The sequence below is a fragment of the Natrinema limicola JCM 13563 genome (assembly GCF_000337475.1).
GTDB classification, from domain to species: Archaea; Halobacteriota; Halobacteria; order Halobacteriales; family Natrialbaceae; genus Natrinema; species Natrinema limicola.
This window is the reverse complement of sequence record NZ_AOIT01000029.1, coordinates 188,863-205,262: the sequence shown is the minus strand read 5'-3', so window position 1 is coordinate 205,262 and position 16,400 is coordinate 188,863. Positions and strand designations below refer to the sequence as shown.

Genomic DNA, 16,400 nt, shown 5'->3' with positions numbered 1-16,400 from the left:
AGAAACCCAACAGGATTAACATCCCGTCTGCAAACCATCGACCATGTCTCTCTCGAGCCGACGCGTCCTCGTCACGGGCGGTGCCGGATTCATCGGGTCGCACCTGACCGAGCGGCTGCTCGCCAACGGGGCGGATGTCACCATCGTCGACGATCTCTCGAACGGCAACCGCGATCGCATCCCGGACGACGCTGACTTCCTTGAGGCCGACCTCACCGAGCCCGATGCCCTCGAAGGACAACTCGAGGACATCGACCTCGTCTTCCACCTCGCGGCGTCGAAACACGTCGACACCGACCGGCCACACGGCCAGTTCGACGACAACACGCGGATGACCCGGAACATTTTGGAGGCGATGGCGGACGCCGACGTGACCGAAATCGCCTACACCTCCTCGTCGACAGTCTACGGCGAAGCGCCGCGGCCGACGCCGGAGGACTACGCGCCCCTCGAGCCGATCAGCGCCTACGGCGCGGGCAAACTGGCCGACGAGGGGCTGCTCTCGGCGCGGGCCCACAGCCACGACCTCACCGTCTGGAACTTCCGCTTTGCGAACGTCGTCGGCCCGCGCCTGCGCGGCGCGGTGATCCCCGACTTCATCGAGAAGCTGTCGGACGATCCCGAGACGCTGACGATCCTCGGCAACGGCCGCCAGGAGAAATCCTACCTGCACATCGAGGACTGTCTGGACGCGATGTGCCACGTCGTCGAACACGCCGACGGCGCGATGAACACCTACAACCTCGGCACGCGGACGACGACCTCGGTCGACCGGATCGCCGCGATCGTCGCCGACGAGCTGGGGCTCGAGCCCGAGTTCGAGTACACCGGCGGCGAACGCGGCTGGACCGGCGACGTCCCGAAGATGCGCCTCTCGATCGAGAAACTGGCCGCACTGGGCTGGGAGCCACGGCTCTCGAGCGACGAAGCGGTTCGCCAGTCGACGCGTGAACTCATTGACGAGCTTCGCTGAGACCGGCTGCTGTCACTGTGTCTCGCCGCACGACACGGCAGGTCATGGGGACACTATAGTAGCCACTGAAAGTCAATGCACACCCGATCGCACGACGGCTGTGCGATCGGTGTGTAAATCGTTTCAGTTGTTACTATAGCACTAACTGACCNCCACTGAAAGTCAATGCACACCCGATCGCACGACGGCTGTGCGATCGGTGTGTAAATCGTTTCAGTTGTTACTATAGCACTAACTGACCGGTGTTCGGATAAGCGCAGAAACCAGAACTGATTCGTTCGCAGAAACGCCCTCGAGAGCGGGGTTCGACGCCGTCCACGCGAGTTTTAGGTGGGCTTAAATATGCGGAGTCATGAGAGGGGTGTATGACCGACGGTGACGAGCAGTCCGATTCTAACAGCCGGGTCGCGTCAGCGCTGACCCGCCGCCGGCTGACGATCGCCGGGACGATACTCGTCGTAGCCGGGCTGGCCGTCGCCGTCCGTGAAATCGAGCTCCGGACCGTCGTCGCCGAGATTGCGAGTGCCGATCCAGTTGTCCTCGGGGCTGCAGTCGCCGTCTACGTCGCCTCGTGGCCGCTTCGTGGGCGACGATACAGTGACGTGCTTGCAGCGATGGAGCACCGCAGTGACACCGCCGTTGCGACGATCGCCGTCTTCGTCAGCCAGACGGCCAACCTCGCGATTCCGGCCCGTGCGGGTGACGCGGTGCGTGCGTACGTGATGAACCGCCAGCGGGAGGTGCCCTACGCCGCCGGGTTCGCCTCGCTGACCGTCGAGCGGCTGTTCGATCTGGCGACGATCGCGACGCTTGCGATGCTTGCGATGGCGTGGCTCGCGGTTGGCGGCGAAACCGGCCCGCTCGAGCTCCTCGCCGAGACCAGCGGCGCACGGACCGCCCTGCTGGCCGCGGCGGCCGTGAGCACCGCAACCGTCGGTGTCGGTGCCGTCATCGTCACGTCCGCGCGGGCGGACCACGGACTCGGCGCGTGGCTCCGCGCGCAGGGTCGGGACTGGCCGTGGCTCGAGGGTGCCCTCGAAGCTGCAGTCCAGTTCGCAGGCGACGTGCAAGTCGTCGCCCGCCAGCCACGAGCGCTGGCTACGATCGGGGCCGGAAGTCTGGTGGTGTGGTCGCTCGACGTGCTCACGGCGGTACTGGTACTTGGGGCGCTCGACAGCGGACTCTCGATCGGGGCGTTGCTTTCGGTCGGGACGCTGGCGGTTAGCGTCGGCAACCTCGCGAAGGTGTTGCCACTCTCACAGGGCGGCGTCGGACTCTACGAGGCGGCGTTTACGGCGCTCGTAGTCGGGTTGACGCCCGTCGGCGCGAGCGTCGCCTTGGCCGCTGCGATCGTCGATCACGCGCTGAAAAACGGCGTGACGCTGCTCGGCGGTGTGGGCGCGGGGGCCTGGCTCGGACTGTCGCTGTCGGACGCAACGACACAGCCGGAGGCGACACGAAAAACCGATAGTGTTTTAGGCGAGCCTAAAAAATAGGCGAGCAATGAGTCAGGACATCTGTGTTATCGTCCCGACGATTCGGGAATACGAGTGCATGCGCTCGTACTTTGAAAACGCCCGCGAGCACGGCTTCGACCTCTCGCGGCTCCACGTCGTGCTCGTCACCGAGGACTTCTGTGAGACCGACGCGATGGCGGCGATGCTCGAGGAGGAAGGCGTCTCCGGCGAGGTCTTCGACGGCACCCGGCGAGAGGAGTGGTACGAAGACCACGGCGTCGCCGAATACAGCCACGTCGTCCCGGCTGCGAGCCACGCCGAGACGAGTTTCGGCCTGCTCTACATGTGGGTCCACGACGAGTTCGACTACGGCTTCTTCATCGACGACGACACCCTGCCCCACGACGACGAGGACTTCTTCGGCACGCACATGGAGAACCTCGCCTTTGCGGGCGAACTCGAGGAAGTCTCCTCCGACGAGCAGTGGGTCAACGTCCTCTACCAGAACGCAGACGAGCACGGCCTCTATCCGCGTGGCTACCCCTACTCGGCGATGGACGAAACCGTCGAAACCGACACGGCTGAACTCGAGGGCGGCTCGGTCGTCGCCTCGCAGGGCCTATGGACCAACGTCCCCGACCTGGATGCCGTTCGCATCCTCATGGACGGCGATCTGGAGGGCCAGGCACAGACTCGCACCACAGCCGAGGACTTCGGCGACGATTTCGTCGCGGCGCGGAACAACTACCTCACCGTCTGCTCGATGAATCTCGCCTTCCGCCGTGAGGTGATTCCTGCGTTCTATCAGCTTCCGATGGACGACAACGAGTGGGACGTCGGCCGGTTCGACGACATCTGGTCGGGCGTCTTCCTCAAGCGCGCCTGTGACGTCCTCGGCAAACGGATTTACAACGGCACACCACTCTGTAAGCACAACAAGGCCCCGCGCAGCACCTTCGACGATCTCAACAACGAAGTGCCGGGCCTCGAGTTGAACGAACACCTCTGGCAGGTAATTGACGAGGCGGGCGCAGACGCCGACTCCTACGCCGACGTCTTCGAGGCAATGGCCCAGGAACTCGCCGACGGCGACTGGTCCGACTACAACAACGGTGCGTTCTTCAACTACGTCGGCGAATACATGCTCGAGTGGCTCGAGTGCCTGTCGGCGCTCCGGCCGGCAGCCGGGCTCGAGACCGACCGCACACACGTCGTCGCCGACGATTGAACCGTCAGCTATAAGGATTTAGGTCGGCCTAAATTCACCATGATGGACAATAGAGACGATAGTGGAAAACGCGTGGTTTCGCGCCGAAACGCGCTGCGAGCAGGGTCTGCATTCGGTGTCGCCTCACTTGCAGGCTGTTTGGGGCTGTTCGACAACGAACAGAGCGCCGAGATACCATCGCTGTCGGAGTTCCGGGGCTCGGGCACGTTGGTCGAAGGGCGTCCCGCACCGGGTGGGACGTCCATCGAGGAGCTTCCAGATCTCTCTGGAGACCTCGCCCTCTATATCGGCGGTGGCGAGGGTGGCATCTACTACGACTTCGTCGAGATGCTCCAGAACATCTATCCCGATTTCACTGTCCACTCAAGCTCTAACTCGTCGTCGTCGCTGGCCCAGACGATCGTCGAGGAGGTCGATGCTGGTGCGACCGAGGCAGACGTGTTCTGGTCGATCGACGCCAGCTCGCTCGGGTTCGTCGCGGACAACGACGCCTACGAACCGCTCTCCGATGCAGCGACCGGGCCAGTAGGCAACAGCCAGTTCGTTGGCGACGACAGCGCGTGGGCCGGCATCGCTGGGCGTGCACGCGCCGTCCCGTACAACACGAACGAGTTGAGCGCGTCGGACATTCCGTCGACCGTCCAGGAGTTCCCCGAGACCAGTGCCCTGCAGGGAACGATGGGCTGGGCACCGACCTACGGCGCGTTCAAATCGTTCGTGACGGCCATGCGGCTAATCGAGGGCGAAGATGCGGCCCGCCAGTGGCTCGTCGACATGCGAGAGGCCGGCACCGAGCGCTACGGGAACGAATTCGACGTCTCACAGTCGGTTGCCGACGAGGAGCTGACGGCCGGGTTCGCGAACCACTACTACGCGATGCGTGTGAAAAACGGACGACCGGACGCGCCCATCGATCTGGCCTTTACCGAAGGCGACGCCGGCGCGCTGATCAACGTCGCCGGTGCGATGAAGGTCAAGGGAACCCAGCGGGGAGAACTTGTCGACAACTTCGTCCGTCACCTGCTCTCCGCGGAGGCACAGGAGTTCTTCGCGACGGTCAGCTTTGCCTACCCGATGATCAGCGGCGTCAGTCCAGTCGGCGGGCTGCCGACGATCGACGAACTGAGTCCGCCGGACATCGACCTCGCGGAGCTCTCGAACCTGGAACCGACGCTTGACCTGATGGACGACGCAGGCGTCTCAGGATGACGATCCGCGGCTTGGTTGCACGGACTGTCGGGCGCGCAACGGGCGACGACAGCGGGGCAACCGACATCGGACTCACCCTGCTTGCTGCGGCCATCGCAGCCGTGCTGGTACTGCCGCTGCTCTGGCTGGCCGTCGACGCCGTCGGACTCGGCGATCAAGCGCTCGAGCTCGCCGTTGCCCCCCAGACGCTCGAGGTACTGGTGAGAAGCGTCGCCCTCGTCGCGATCGTCACCGGCGCGAGCGTCCTCGTCGGCGTTCCGCTCGCGGTGATAACGGTTCAGGGATCGATTCCGTTCCCCCGGTTTTGGACCGTCCTCGCGGCGCTGCCGCTTGCGGTGCCGAGCTATCTCGGTGCGTTCGCGTTCGTGTCGGCGTTCAGGCCGCAGGGCGAATTCGCCGATCTCCTCGCGCCGCTTGGCATCGAGTCGATCCCGTCAGTGTACGGGTTCGCTGGTGCAGCGTTCGTCCTGACGCTGTATACGTATCCGTACGTGTTTCTGACGACGCGCGCGTCGCTGCTGTCACTCGATGGCTCACTCGTAGAGGCGGCACGGACGCTCAACACCGGCCGCTGGACGGCGTTTCGCCGGGTCACTCTCCCACAGATCCTCCCGGGGATCACTGCCGGGGCATTACTCGTGGCACTGTACGCCTTTGCGGACTTCGGCACGCCCAATATCATGCGCGTCGAGGTGTTCACGCAGTTCATCTATGCCCGGTACAACGCCTTCGCCCGTGACTACGCGGCGTTGCTGTCGCTGCAGTTACTGACGGTGACAGCGATCGTCCTCGCACTCGAGTCACGGATCGGCGTCGACGAGTCGGGAGCGTACGAAAGCAGTGGCCATCGTGGGAGCGCCGACCTCGAGCTCGGGCGCTGGCGATACGTGGTGTTGCTGTTGCCGACCGTCATCGCGTTGCTGGCGATCGTCCTTCCGATCGCGCTCTTCGCGACGTGGCTAATGGGCGGTGGGCCGGGCTATCAGGGCGGTGGACTGACGTTCAGCTGGGAGTACGGCTTCAATTCGGCGTACGTCGCCGTGCTTGCTGCTGGCGTCTCGATCCTCGTGGCGCTGCCGATCGCACTCACATCGGCAACGTCGGATTCACGGCTGGCGGAGTTGGCCGACCGCGCGCCCTATATTGGCTATGCGACGCCCGGGATCGTACTGGCGATCGCGTTGCTCAGCTTTAGCCTCGATGTCCTGCCCGCGGTCTACAAGACGGTGCCGTTGCTGGTCTTTGCGTACGTCGTTCGCTTCATGCCCCAGGCGATCGGTTCGATCAAGACCTCGACGTTACAGGTCGATCAAGAACTCGTCGAAGCGTCTCGGACGCTGGGGCGGTCACGGTTGGGGACGTTCAGAAAGGTGACGCTGCCGCTAATCTTGCCGGGTGTGGCGGCAGGGGCCGCGCTCGTCTTTCTCACGACGATGAAGGAACTGCCCGCGACGCTGATGCTGCGCCCGCTTGGCTTCGAGACGCTCGTGACCTACATCTGGGAGATCGAGGAGGCCGGCCTGTACGGACGGGCAGCGGTTCCAGCGCTCGTCTTGGTCGCCATCTCCGGCCTGTCGATGGCCGTCATGCTCGCACAGGATGGCCGGTGATCTGACTGTGACCAGTGACCCATGAGACGACGAACGTGGCGGGCGGCGGTCGTCGCCGTTGCACTTGCCGGTGCCCTCGCGGTCTGGCTGCTCGCGACGCGAACGTTTCCGTATCACTCGCTCAATCACGACGAGGGTGTCTATCTCCAGCAGGCAGCGATGCTACTCGAGGGACAGTTGTTCATCCGCCCGCCCGTCGAGGAGAGTTTCCGCCCGTGGTTCTTCGTCGACGACGGCAACCGTCTCTATCCGAAGTATGCGCCCGTCCCTGCGGCCATCTTCGCACTCGGGAAACTCGCAGGCGGCTACCGACTCGCGCTCGCTGGCATCACTGCTGTGACACTTGCGCTCGTCGCCCTGATCGTCCGCGAGGTGTTCGACCGGCGGACCGGAATCGCGGCCGCCGCGATCATGCTCTGCTCGCCGCTGTTTGTGATCGAATCGGCCGTCTTCCTGCCGTACGCGCCGACGACGATGCTCAACCTGGCGTTTGCCTACGGCTACCTCCGGGCCGACCGGACAGGTGACTGGCGCGTTGCCGGGGCGGCCGGCGCGGCGGTCGGTCTGGCCTTTTTTGCACGGCCGTACACGGCGGTGCTGTTCGCGACGCCGTTTATCGTCCACGCGTGCTGGACACTCGCTCGGGAGCCACGAGTCGCCCTCCCCAGACAACTCGCAACGGCGGTGTTCGGACTAACAGGCGTCGGGCTTGCATTGGCCTACAACGCAACCGTAACCGGATCACCGCTGGTGTTTCCCTACGAGGCGTTCGCGCCGCTGGACGGGCTCGGCTTCGGGCAGCGCCGGATTCTCAACCACGAGATCGACTATACGATCGAGTTGGCGCTACGCGCGAACGCACGAGTGCTCGCGCAATTCGTCACCGACTGGATCGCGGGCGGTATTCTCGGCGCGGCAGTGGCCGCCGTCGGGGTCGGCGTCACCATCCGACGCGGGCTTTCGCCTCGCGAGGCCATCCTCGCCGGGCTGCTCGTCACCGTTCCCGTCGGCAACGTCTACTTCTGGGGCAACTTCAACATCCTCGGAGACCTCGAGCGCGCTGGCGATGGCCTGATCGCCACCCACGGCCCGTACTACCACTTCGATCTGCTGGTCCCGGTCGCGGCCTTTGGCGCCGTCGGCGCGCTGGCACTGGCCGCCGGGGCTCGCCGGCTGGCCGACCGAAAGCTGACACCCGAGGCCGCACGCGTAGCACTTGTCGCGGCGCTACTCGTAAGCACGCTCGCGATCGGCGGCGTAACGGCGACGACCTTCGACGAGAAACTCGATCGGAACGCGGCCGTGACCGACACCTACGAGGAGGTCTACGCGCCCCTCGAGGACGGCCCGTCCGAGCGATCGGTCGTCTTCCTCCCGACGCCGTACGGTGACTGGCTCGCCCATCCGTTCCAGGCGCTTCGCAACGATCCGGACATCGACGGTCAACGAGTGTACGCACTCGACGAACGGCCGTTCGCCGTCGTCGACGCATATCCCGACCGGTCGCTATACAGGCTTGCCTACCGCGGTGCCTGGGCACCGCATGCCGGCTCGCCACAGGCGGCCCGACTCCAGCGGGTCGACCACGTCGCCGGCTCCGCGGTCGAGTTGAACACCACAGTCGGCGTCCCGCCGACAGCCGAGGGGGTCACGATGACCGTCACGACTGACGACGACAGTGCCACCGACGTTGCCGAGAACGTCTCAGAAGAGACGCCCGTTCGACTGACCGTCACCGACGAGAGCGTGCGTATACACGGGGCACCCTGGGACAGCACCGAGCCGCTTCCCATCGACGACCGAGACGACATCGTCGTGACCGTGTTCGTCGATCAAGGACCTGGCAGCAGTTTCAGCTACCGACTCGAGCTGCCGGTTCGCACGGAGGGAGACACCGTCCGGGCACTAACACCCAGCGTCGAACGGTGCAGTTCAATCCGGGATTGTGGCGGCGAAGCGGCGTACATTCCCGATCAGTCCCTCGATGGCCTGTTCGTCCGGACTGAGCTCGCCGTTTCGGACGCGAACTGATACGGTTTGCTGTACCGATGTCCCGGTGCAACCGCAGGGCGGTCGCGGTCCCACCGGCACTGACTGACAGTAGACCGTATGAGAGGGTTCGATCGCCGGCTCAGCGGAGACGCGATGAGCTGTCCGCATCCCTCAAAAACGAAAGACGATCGTCGAGTGCTACTGTGTCGGCTCGTGAGGGAGCTCGCGGAGTCGTTCCTCGAGCGAGACTTTGACGATCGATCGCGCGATCTCGGCACCGCCTTTCAGCGGGTCCAGCTTCGTCTCGCCAGCACGCTCGCGGTAGGCAATGGGGTGTTCGCGAACGTCGTAGCCCCGCATCAGGGGGCGAATCAGCAGTTCGGCCGAAAGCCCGGTGTTTTCCGTCCACTCGATCGACTCGATGACGTCGCGTCGATAGGCGCGCATCCCGGTCGTCGTGTCGTGGACGCGGGCCCCCATCAGGAGGCTCGCGATCGCGGCGAAGGCATGGTTGCCAAAGCGGTTGAACGCCGGCATCGCCTCGGCACCGTGGTAGAGCCGGTCGCCGCTGACCACGTCGTAGCCCTGATTGATCAACTCGAGAAACTCCGGTAACTGCTCCATCGGATAGGTGTCGTCGCAGTCGGTGGTGACGACGATCGGCCGGTCCGGTTCCGTGATCGCCGCGTGGACAGCGACGCCGTATCCCTGGGGCTGTTGCTCGATCACCGTCGCGCCGTGCTCGCGGGCGATTTCGGGCGTTCGGTCGGACGAGCCGTCGACGCAGACGACCTCCGCCTTCCCGTCGGTGACCTCGTCGATGTCCGCGAGCACTGTGCCGATCGCTTCCTCTTCGTTGTACGTTCCCATGACGACGCTGACGTCGTCGAAGGTGTACTCGTCCTCGTGGCTGTCCGTCATCTCGGGCTGCTCCCCGGTACTCATTGGCGGTACTCGCCGCCGACCACATTTATAGTTTTAGGTTTGCCTAAAACAGAGGGGGCGAAAGCGACGGGCGCTACAGTCGCTCGAGTATGTGATCTGCGGCCTTCAGCGCCAGCGCCGCGATCGTCAGCGTCGGATTCATCGCGCCGCCGGTGGGGAAGACGCTACTCGAGGCGATCCAGCAGTTCTCGAGGTCGTGGGTTCGCAGATCGGGCCCGACGACGCTCTCCGTCGGGTCGTCACCCATCCGAGTCGTCCCCATATGATGATAGGCTGGTCCCGTATTCTCGCGGCCGACCTGCCAGGTGATCTCTGCGCCGAGTTCGTCGAGAATCCGTTCCTGAATCTCGTTGACGCGCTCGATAGTTCGTAGCGCTCGTTCACCCACGTTCCAGTGGACGTCCGGAACCGGATTGCCGTGGTCGTCGGTCGTCGACGCGTCGAGCCCGACGTAGCTGTTCTCGCGGGGGAGTTGTTCGACGAGGCCACCCATCCCGACGTGAGAACCATACTCCGACCGGAGCCGTGCGAGTAAGTCGTCGCCCCAGTCGTCGCCGGTCAGCGCCATTCCCACCGGGGAGGGGCCAGCGTAGTTGAAGAACTCGAGTTTGAACGGGGCGTACTCCGCATCGGCCTCGTCGTAGAACTGGTGGGACTCGCTCGTGAGAAAGCCGACGTGGTTCTGCCGAGTAGGCTCGTCGAGGACGCCGCCCGTGCCGGCAAACAGGTGATCCATGAAGAAGGTGCCGACGAGACCGCTCGAGTTAGCCAGCCCGTCGGGATAATGACTTGACTCGGAAAGCAAGAGCAGGCGTGGCGTCTCCACGCCGCCGCAGGCGATCACGAATGCGTCGGCTTCCTGCCGGTGTGCCTCGCCGTCGGGCGTCGCGTAGACGGCTGCCTCGATCGTATCGGGGCCGTGCTCGAGGCGCTGGACCGGCGCGCGGTCGATCACCGTCGCACCCTTTCGCTCAGCGCGCTTGACGTGGACAGTCGCGTCGTACTTCGCGCCCGACGGACAGACCGGCTGGCAGGTACCGTAGCCGACGCAGGCGTTGCGACCGTCGTAAGCCTCCGAGTTGCGGGCGTTTGGCACTGAGTGCATCGCGATCTCGAGGCCGTCGCAGGCCTCGGCGAACAGCGAGTCGCTGTAGGACGGCCGAAAGGCAGGCATCGGATGGGGTTCCTCGCGGGGCGGCGCGAACGGGTTGTCGTCGGCTCCCGCAACGCCGAGTTCTCGCTCCGCGGCGGCGTAGTACGGCCGCAGGTCCTCGTAGTCGATCGGCCAGTCGGTCCCGACGCCCCGGATGCTGGCCGAATTGAAATCGGCCTCGTGGAGCCGCATCACCATCCCCTGCCAGTGGAGCGTCGAGCCGCCGACGCCTCTCGCGCGAGCGTGGTTCAGCGGGTAGAACCGCTCCCCCGATGACTCGTAGGCGTCGCGCTCCGGATCGCTGTCCCAGATGGCCGGCCGGTCGTAGGCCGGCCGGATCCCCCGCTCCTGTCTGGCGAGTCTGTCGGCCGAGTCGAACCGCGGTCCGGCCTCGAGAATCACGACCTCGTGGCCGGCCTCAGCGAGGCGATCCGCGACGAGCCCGCCCGCGGGCCCCGCGCCGATCACGCAGACGTCGGCGTCCCCGACGGGAGTGCGGTCAGCGTCCGTATCGGTCGCCGGCACCGCCGACTCGGCGGGTGGTCGATCCCAACTCACGCGCTCGGCCCCCGCTGATAGCTCGCGAGCCCGCCGGGATGTCCCTGCGGGTTCTCGATGCCGACCAGTTCCCCGCCTGCCGGTGAGGCATACAGCGCCAGCAAGAGATCGTTGACGACGTAGTAGCGGACTCGTTCGCTCGTCGTTCCGGTTGGATCCTCATCGGCGGTGTCCACATCGATATTCCGAAGCACCTGCTCGCGATCCGTCACCGACAGCGCCGCAAACCGCTCGTCGTGCCAGAACATCGCGTTGTCATCCAGTTCTGTGACCGCCTCATCCAGTCCAGCAACGTGTGTCGGGTCCTCGAGTCGGCCCTCGAGGAACGTCTCGACGAACGTCGCCGTGCCGGAGACCTCGCTCGGGTAGATGACGTCGGCGGCCGCGACCAGCGTCTCACGGAGCCGATCGACGTCGACCGGCTCGGATCCGGGCGGGGCCACACAGCCCGACAGCGTCCCACCGACGCCGAGTGCAGCCAGCGCGGCAACCGCGTCTCGCCGGGTCAGCTTCATTGACGAGGATTAGGTGGGCCTAAACCATATATTCGTTGGAACGGAACGGTCGTCGCCGACGGAACGCGCCCCGTCGCGAACCGCGACGGCGTCGGTCAGACTGTCTCGATTGGCTCGATCAGCGACGGCTCGTCCGTTGCCGGGTCGTTCACTGCCGTCGACACCGGCTCGGCCCGCATCTCGGCGGCCGGATACGGCTCGAGCACGTCGTGGCCGGCCTCGCCCGTCAGCCACCGCTGCTCGGTCTCGGGCTCGAGAATTACCGCCATCCGATGATGGAGGTCCGCGACGAGGTCGTTCGGCTCCGCCGTCACGATGGTAAACGTCTCGAGCGGTCCGGTATCAGTCCCATCGTCGACGCCGCCACCGAAGGCGTCGAGGCCGGTCTGGGTCGTTTCCGGCTCCCAGCGCTCCCAGAGGCCGGCCATCGCGAACACCCGATCGTCTTCGAAGGTGACTCGGTAGGGCTGTTTCCCGTTCTCAGTCTCGACCCACTCGTAGAAGCCGTCCGCGGGAACGAGACACCGCCGTTGCTCGTAGGCACCTCGAAAACTCGGCTTCTCGGCAACCGACTCGGCCCGTGCGTTGATCAGCCCGCCGCTGTCGTCGTCGGCCCACGACGGTACCAGCCCCCACTCAAGGCGTCGAATCGTCTCCGGCTGCTCGTTCGTGATTACCGGCAGTTCCTGTCCAGGAGCCATATTGTAGCGCGGGCTGAAGCTCGACGCAGCCCCGTCCTCGCGAAACCGGGCGTCGAACCGCGCCTCGAGCTCGTCTTGCTCGACGACGAGCGTGTAGCGACCACACATAGCCAGTCCATCGGGCCGTGAGGCCAAAGCCCATCCGCTCGAGCCGCGTCGGCAAGGAGCGCACTGACACGTTAGGACACAGGCGGTATGCAGTCCCTACCGTCGTGAAACCGGACGGTACGGGCCCCGTTACGATAACCGATCACAATGCAGTCGTCATCGGGGTCATCATGGACAACCAATACGAAATGGTGGTGTGTCAAAGCGGCAAGCTGAAACTCAGAGATCCGGATGACCCCCACTGCTGGATCGCGACCGATTCCCCCGTGGAACTCGAGCAGTAATCCAGCGCCTCCTTCGCGTACCCCTACCCTTCGTCAGCGCGTTCGTCAACGACCGACAGTATCAGGCGGTCTCAGTGTCTGTAATGGTGACTGTGCTGTTTGCGGTCTGGGCCTCGTTGAGCGTCACCTCGACCGTGTACTCTCCCGGCTCGGCCGGGTTGTTCACCGACGGATACGTCGCGACGATCACGTCACCAGCCTCGAACGTGTACGTCGTGTCGAGTTCGATGGTCGCAGAGTAGTCGTTGTTGTTGACGCCGCTAACGTGTGTCTCGTTGAACTCCCGGTCGACCGTGCCGTCACCGTTCGTGTCGACGCCGAGCACGATCTCGTCGTGCTGGGCGCTGTCGACGGTGAAGTTCTCGCGCGGATACGTTACCGAGAGCGACTCGAACTCGCTTCCGGCGACCGACTCGTTGGCCTCGATTCGGACCGACTGATTGGTGTCGGTCGCGTTGGTGGTCAGGTCCTCGGACTCGAGCGTACTCCCGTTCTCGAGTTGGGTCTCGTCGTCCGGCGCGGGATCAGCCGTTTCACCGCCGAGTCCCGAACAGCCAGCAATCGATACGAGCAGCGCCAGCGTCACCGCGAGTAGTACTCGTCGCATCCGTGACGCGGTGGTGGAACCAGCCATGAAAGTCTTCTGGACTGCACTGTCGATCATCCCACACGCGACTCGAGGTGCGACGAACGCCCTCCGCTATTGTGAACGAGCAACAATCACGAAACCGCCAGGACAGGAATTTGAACCACGCGAAGACGGTCGATCTCACTTCGTTCGATCGCTACGTCTTCTCTCGTTCAAATCCAGTCGTTAGGTATCTGTCGCTCACGAAGTTGTTCGCGACAGAAACGCCAGGACAGGGATTTGAACCCTGAATCCCGAAAGGGAACACGCTTTCCAGGCGTGCGCCTTACCGTTCGGCCATCCTGGCTCACGCTATCCTAACCGCGTCCGTGGTTTAACCCTTACGAGATACGTTCACTTCGTCGTGCGGTTGGCCGCCCACGCAGCAAGCCGTGGCTCGAGCACGTACGCCCCACCAGCCACGGCGAGTCCGACCAGCAACGCCACCGCCAGCGCCTGCGTGATCGTCACGAGGGGGTCGACGAGCAGCGTGTAGCTCTGGACACCGACCAGCATCGACAGGCTGCCGACGAGTCCCCACAGCAGGGCCGACGTGACGCGCGCCTCGAGTCCGAACAACGCCGAGAGCGAATCGGTCACGGACCGGTCACCGCCTCACTCGAGGGAGGCAACGGCTTCGATCTCGACGCCGACGCCCTTCGGGAGCGCGCCGGCTTCGACGGCACTTCTGGCCGGCGGCTCGTCGTCGAAGTAGTTGGCGTAGGCCTCGTTCATCGCCTCGAAGTCGTCGATGTCCGCGAGGAACACGGTGACTTTGAGGATGTCCTCGGACGACGCACCGGCTTCGTCGAGAATGGCGTCGAGGTTGTAAAGCGCCTGTTCGGTCTGGGCCGCGATCGATTCGTCGTCGAGCAGTTCGCCGTCGGCTGTCAGGGGGATCTGGCCGGCGGTAAAGAGCAGTGAGCCGTTGCTGGTCGCCTGACTGTACGCACCGACTGCGGCGGGTGCGTCGTCGGTCTCGATGATGCGTTTCATATCCCACGTCTCGGTCGGCGCCGGCTTAAAACGGGGTGGAACGGGGACCGCAATCAGGCCAGCACGTCGACTTCGTAGCCCGCATCGCGGAGATCGGCGAGGAACGCATCGACGTGGTCGGGGCCGCGCATCTCGAGTTCGATCTCGACTTCGGTGTCGCTCATCTCGACCTCGCGGGAAGTGCGATCGTGGTGGATCGCGTAGATGTTCGCCCGGTGGGCGGTGAAGATATCCAGCAGATCCTCGAGCGCGCCCGGTCGATCCTTGAGGACGGTCTTGATCTTCAGATACCGGCCGGTCTCGACCAGCCCGCGAACGATGACGTTGGTAAGCGTGTTGAGGTCGATATTCCCACCGCAAAGGGCGGGGACGATGACTTCGTCTTCGTCGTAGTCGAACGTCTCGAAGAGGACGGCTGCAAGCGGGACCGCGCCCGCGCCCTCGACGAGAGTCTTCGAGCGCTCGAGCAGGTAGACCAGGGCGACGGCGATCTCGGGGTCGGAGACGGTGACGATCTCGTCGACGTACTCCTGAATGTGGGGAAAGGTCTGTTCGCCGATGCTGCGGGTCGCGATCCCGTCGGCGATCGTATCGACCGCGTCGATCGAGACGCGTTCGCCCTTCTCGAGTGAGGGCGCTGCACTCGAGGCACCGTCGGCCTGTACCCCGATGACACGTGTGTCCGGTTTCTGTTCTTTGATCGCGGTCGCAATCCCGCTGATCAGCCCGCCGCCGCCGATCGGGACGACGACCGTCTCGACGTCGGGGCAGTCCTCTATGATCTCGAGGCCGATCGTTCCCTGTCCGGCCATCACGTACTCGTCGTCGAAGGCGTGGACGTAGGTTCGGCCCTCCTCGCGTTCGATTTCGTGGGCGCGCTCGGCGGCCTCGTTGTAGTCCCGACCCGCGAGCACGACCTCGGCACCGTAGCTTTTGGTCGCTTTGACCTTCGAGATCGGCGCGTATTCGGGCATAACGATCTTCGAGTCGACGCCCGACCGCGTGGCCGCGAGCGCGACTCCCTGTGCGTGGTTGCCAGCGCTCGCGGTGACGACACCGGCGTCCTTTTGTTCCTCGGAGAGCGTCGCGATCCGGTTGGTCGCCCCACGGATCTTGAACGCCCCCGTTCGCTGGAAGTTCTCCAGTTTGAGATGAATCTCGGCACCGGTCATCGCCGAATAGGTGTGTGAATGTTCGAGGGGCGTCTGCCGGGAGGTCTCCCGGACCCGCTCGCGCGCCTCGAGAATATCCGCGAGTTCAAGCATACACCTGTCTACTCGGCGTGGGGTGTAAGGATTACTGTCGGAGAGCGGGGAGCCGTTCCGGGCCCACCGTCGTCCCCCAACAGGGATGTGCTACAGGACGTAGCACGACAGGGAATACAGGGAATGCACGGCGTGTGACGTGCGAATGGAGAAGGGGACCCAGAGTATATAAATCTCATGCACCCGCGGCGAAAGTGAAACCGCAAGCAAGCGGCGGGTTAGAGCGGACGTCAGACGAAGGACAGACACGCGTCATTCGGTCTATCGGACCACGACGACCCGCCGCGAAGCGACTCGTCGGACGCGGTCGCAAAACGGGCCATCCCCCGGCCACGTCACGTCGACATCGAGTCTCACCGGGTCGCCGACGTACACCCAGCAGCGATCGTCCTCGTCTTCCACGCCGCTTCCGGTTGACACCTCGACGCGCACGTAGAGCCCGCTGTCGACACCCTCGTATCGGTCGAGGCGCTCGAGGCCCGCGTCGTCGACCGCGAGCAGCCGTCCGTCGACGCTGCCCCCGGGTGCGAGCGTCGGATAGCGGCCGTCGACTCGATGACACCCCTCGAGGGTCGCGCGGCCGGCGAACTCGTACTGGCTGCTGTCACCAAAGACGGTCGCGACTTGCTCGGGATCGGTCAGCGTTCCGTAGACGAAGACGAACACATCGGGCCGTTTCAGCGCCAGCGTCTTGCTCGTACTGCTCCAGTCTCGGCACGCGGACTGTCATTCTATCGTGACTACACAAAGCACTTATACAACTGGTGTGCGCACGATG

At 64.5% G+C, this 16,400-nt stretch carries 15 protein-coding genes and 1 tRNA gene; 6 read left to right on the top strand and 10 right to left on the bottom strand.

Annotated elements, in window-relative coordinates:
- Nucleotides 1-43 precede the first annotated feature (43 nt).
- The 6 genes from C476_RS07090 (at nt 44) to C476_RS07065 (ending at nt 8,508) form a co-directional block, all read left to right on the top strand.
- Nucleotides 44-973, top strand: a complete 930-nt coding sequence (locus C476_RS07090; protein WP_008011330.1) for an NAD-dependent epimerase/dehydratase family protein — start codon at nt 44-46, stop codon at nt 971-973.
- A 365-nt stretch (nt 974-1,338) separates the two neighbouring features.
- Nucleotides 1,339-2,469 (top strand): lysylphosphatidylglycerol synthase transmembrane domain-containing protein, encoded by a 1,131-nt coding sequence (locus C476_RS07085; protein WP_008011328.1) that lies wholly within the window; start codon nt 1,339-1,341, stop codon nt 2,467-2,469.
- 7 nt (nt 2,470-2,476) lie between these two features.
- Nucleotides 2,477-3,658 (top strand): alpha-1,4-glucan-protein synthase, encoded by a 1,182-nt coding sequence (locus C476_RS07080; protein WP_008011326.1) that lies wholly within the window; start codon nt 2,477-2,479, stop codon nt 3,656-3,658.
- Nucleotides 3,659-3,697: 39 nt separating this feature from the next.
- On the top strand, nt 3,698-4,867 hold the full coding sequence (locus tag C476_RS07075) for an extracellular solute-binding protein (protein ID WP_049911636.1): 1,170 nt from the start codon (nt 3,698-3,700) through the stop codon (nt 4,865-4,867).
- Entirely contained in the window at nt 4,864-6,477 is a 1,614-nt protein-coding gene (locus C476_RS07070) for an ABC transporter permease (RefSeq protein ID WP_008011323.1), read from the top strand. Before C476_RS07075 ends, C476_RS07070 begins: the two co-directional genes overlap by 4 nt.
- Before the next feature lie 21 nt (nt 6,478-6,498).
- Complete coding sequence (locus C476_RS07065) at nt 6,499-8,508, top strand: ArnT family glycosyltransferase (RefSeq protein ID WP_008011321.1); 2,010 nt, start codon at nt 6,499-6,501, stop codon at nt 8,506-8,508.
- Between the two features lie 159 nt (nt 8,509-8,667).
- On the opposite strand, the gene C476_RS07060 is transcribed toward C476_RS07065, so the two are convergent.
- The 10 genes from C476_RS07060 to C476_RS07010 form a co-directional block, all read right to left on the bottom strand.
- The gene (locus C476_RS07060) at nt 8,668-9,414 is read right to left on the bottom strand and encodes a dolichyl-phosphate hexose transferase (protein WP_008011319.1); all 747 of its coding nucleotides are present in this window, start codon (nt 9,412-9,414) and stop codon (nt 8,668-8,670) included.
- Between the two features lie 73 nt (nt 9,415-9,487).
- Entirely contained in the window at nt 9,488-11,125 is a 1,638-nt protein-coding gene (locus C476_RS07055) for a GMC family oxidoreductase (RefSeq protein ID WP_049911635.1), read from the bottom strand.
- Complete coding sequence (locus tag C476_RS07050; protein WP_008011315.1) at nt 11,122-11,640, bottom strand: gluconate 2-dehydrogenase subunit 3 family protein; 519 nt, start codon at nt 11,638-11,640, stop codon at nt 11,122-11,124. The genes C476_RS07055 and C476_RS07050 overlap by 4 nt, the downstream gene beginning before the upstream one ends.
- A 95-nt stretch (nt 11,641-11,735) precedes the next feature.
- Nucleotides 11,736-12,449, bottom strand: a complete 714-nt coding sequence (locus C476_RS07045; protein ID WP_008011313.1) for an SOS response-associated peptidase — start codon at nt 12,447-12,449, stop codon at nt 11,736-11,738.
- A gap of 345 nt (nt 12,450-12,794) precedes the next feature.
- Entirely contained in the window at nt 12,795-13,340 is a 546-nt protein-coding gene (locus tag C476_RS07035) for a hypothetical protein (protein WP_152418186.1), read from the bottom strand.
- Nucleotides 13,341-13,586: 246 nt separating this feature from the next.
- Nucleotides 13,587-13,668: transfer RNA gene (locus C476_RS07030), tRNA-Ser, on the bottom strand.
- A 47-nt stretch (nt 13,669-13,715) separates the two neighbouring features.
- Nucleotides 13,716-13,961, bottom strand: a complete 246-nt coding sequence (locus C476_RS07025; RefSeq protein WP_008011307.1) for a hypothetical protein — start codon at nt 13,959-13,961, stop codon at nt 13,716-13,718.
- Nucleotides 13,962-13,976: 15 nt separating this feature from the next.
- Nucleotides 13,977-14,357 (bottom strand): Rid family detoxifying hydrolase, encoded by a 381-nt coding sequence (locus tag C476_RS07020; protein WP_008011306.1) that lies wholly within the window; start codon nt 14,355-14,357, stop codon nt 13,977-13,979.
- A 53-nt stretch (nt 14,358-14,410) separates the two neighbouring features.
- On the bottom strand, nt 14,411-15,622 hold the full coding sequence (ilvA, locus tag C476_RS07015) for a threonine ammonia-lyase (protein WP_008011305.1): 1,212 nt from the start codon (nt 15,620-15,622) through the stop codon (nt 14,411-14,413).
- Nucleotides 15,623-15,883: 261 nt separating this feature from the next.
- Entirely contained in the window at nt 15,884-16,288 is a 405-nt protein-coding gene (locus C476_RS07010; RefSeq protein ID WP_008011304.1) for a gamma-glutamylcyclotransferase family protein, read from the bottom strand.
- Nucleotides 16,289-16,400: the final 112 nt, after the last annotated feature.

What these genes read in the sequence shown, in the direction of transcription:
- C476_RS07090 (WP_008011330.1), top strand. Translation starts at nt 44, where the DNA reads ATGTCTCTCTCGAGCCGACGCGTCCTCGTCACGGGCGGTGCCGGATTC.
- C476_RS07085 (WP_008011328.1), top strand. Translation starts at nt 1,339, where the DNA reads ATGACCGACGGTGACGAGCAGTCCGATTCTAACAGCCGGGTCGCGTCA.
- C476_RS07080 (WP_008011326.1), top strand. Translation starts at nt 2,477, where the DNA reads ATGAGTCAGGACATCTGTGTTATCGTCCCGACGATTCGGGAATACGAG.
- C476_RS07075 (WP_049911636.1), top strand. Translation starts at nt 3,698, where the DNA reads ATGATGGACAATAGAGACGATAGTGGAAAACGCGTGGTTTCGCGCCGA.
- C476_RS07070 (WP_008011323.1), top strand. Translation starts at nt 4,864, where the DNA reads ATGACGATCCGCGGCTTGGTTGCACGGACTGTCGGGCGCGCAACGGGC.
- C476_RS07065 (WP_008011321.1), top strand. Translation starts at nt 6,499, where the DNA reads ATGAGACGACGAACGTGGCGGGCGGCGGTCGTCGCCGTTGCACTTGCC.
- C476_RS07060 (WP_008011319.1), bottom strand. Translation starts at nt 9,414, where the DNA reads ATGAGTACCGGGGAGCAGCCCGAGATGACGGACAGCCACGAGGACGAG.
- C476_RS07050 (WP_008011315.1), bottom strand. Translation starts at nt 11,640, where the DNA reads ATGAAGCTGACCCGGCGAGACGCGGTTGCCGCGCTGGCTGCACTCGGC.
- C476_RS07045 (WP_008011313.1), bottom strand. Translation starts at nt 12,449, where the DNA reads ATGTGTGGTCGCTACACGCTCGTCGTCGAGCAAGACGAGCTCGAGGCG.
- C476_RS07035 (WP_152418186.1), bottom strand. Translation starts at nt 13,340, where the DNA reads ATGCGACGAGTACTACTCGCGGTGACGCTGGCGCTGCTCGTATCGATT.
- C476_RS07020 (WP_008011306.1), bottom strand. Translation starts at nt 14,357, where the DNA reads ATGAAACGCATCATCGAGACCGACGACGCACCCGCCGCAGTCGGTGCG.
- ilvA (WP_008011305.1), bottom strand. Translation starts at nt 15,622, where the DNA reads ATGCTTGAACTCGCGGATATTCTCGAGGCGCGCGAGCGGGTCCGGGAG.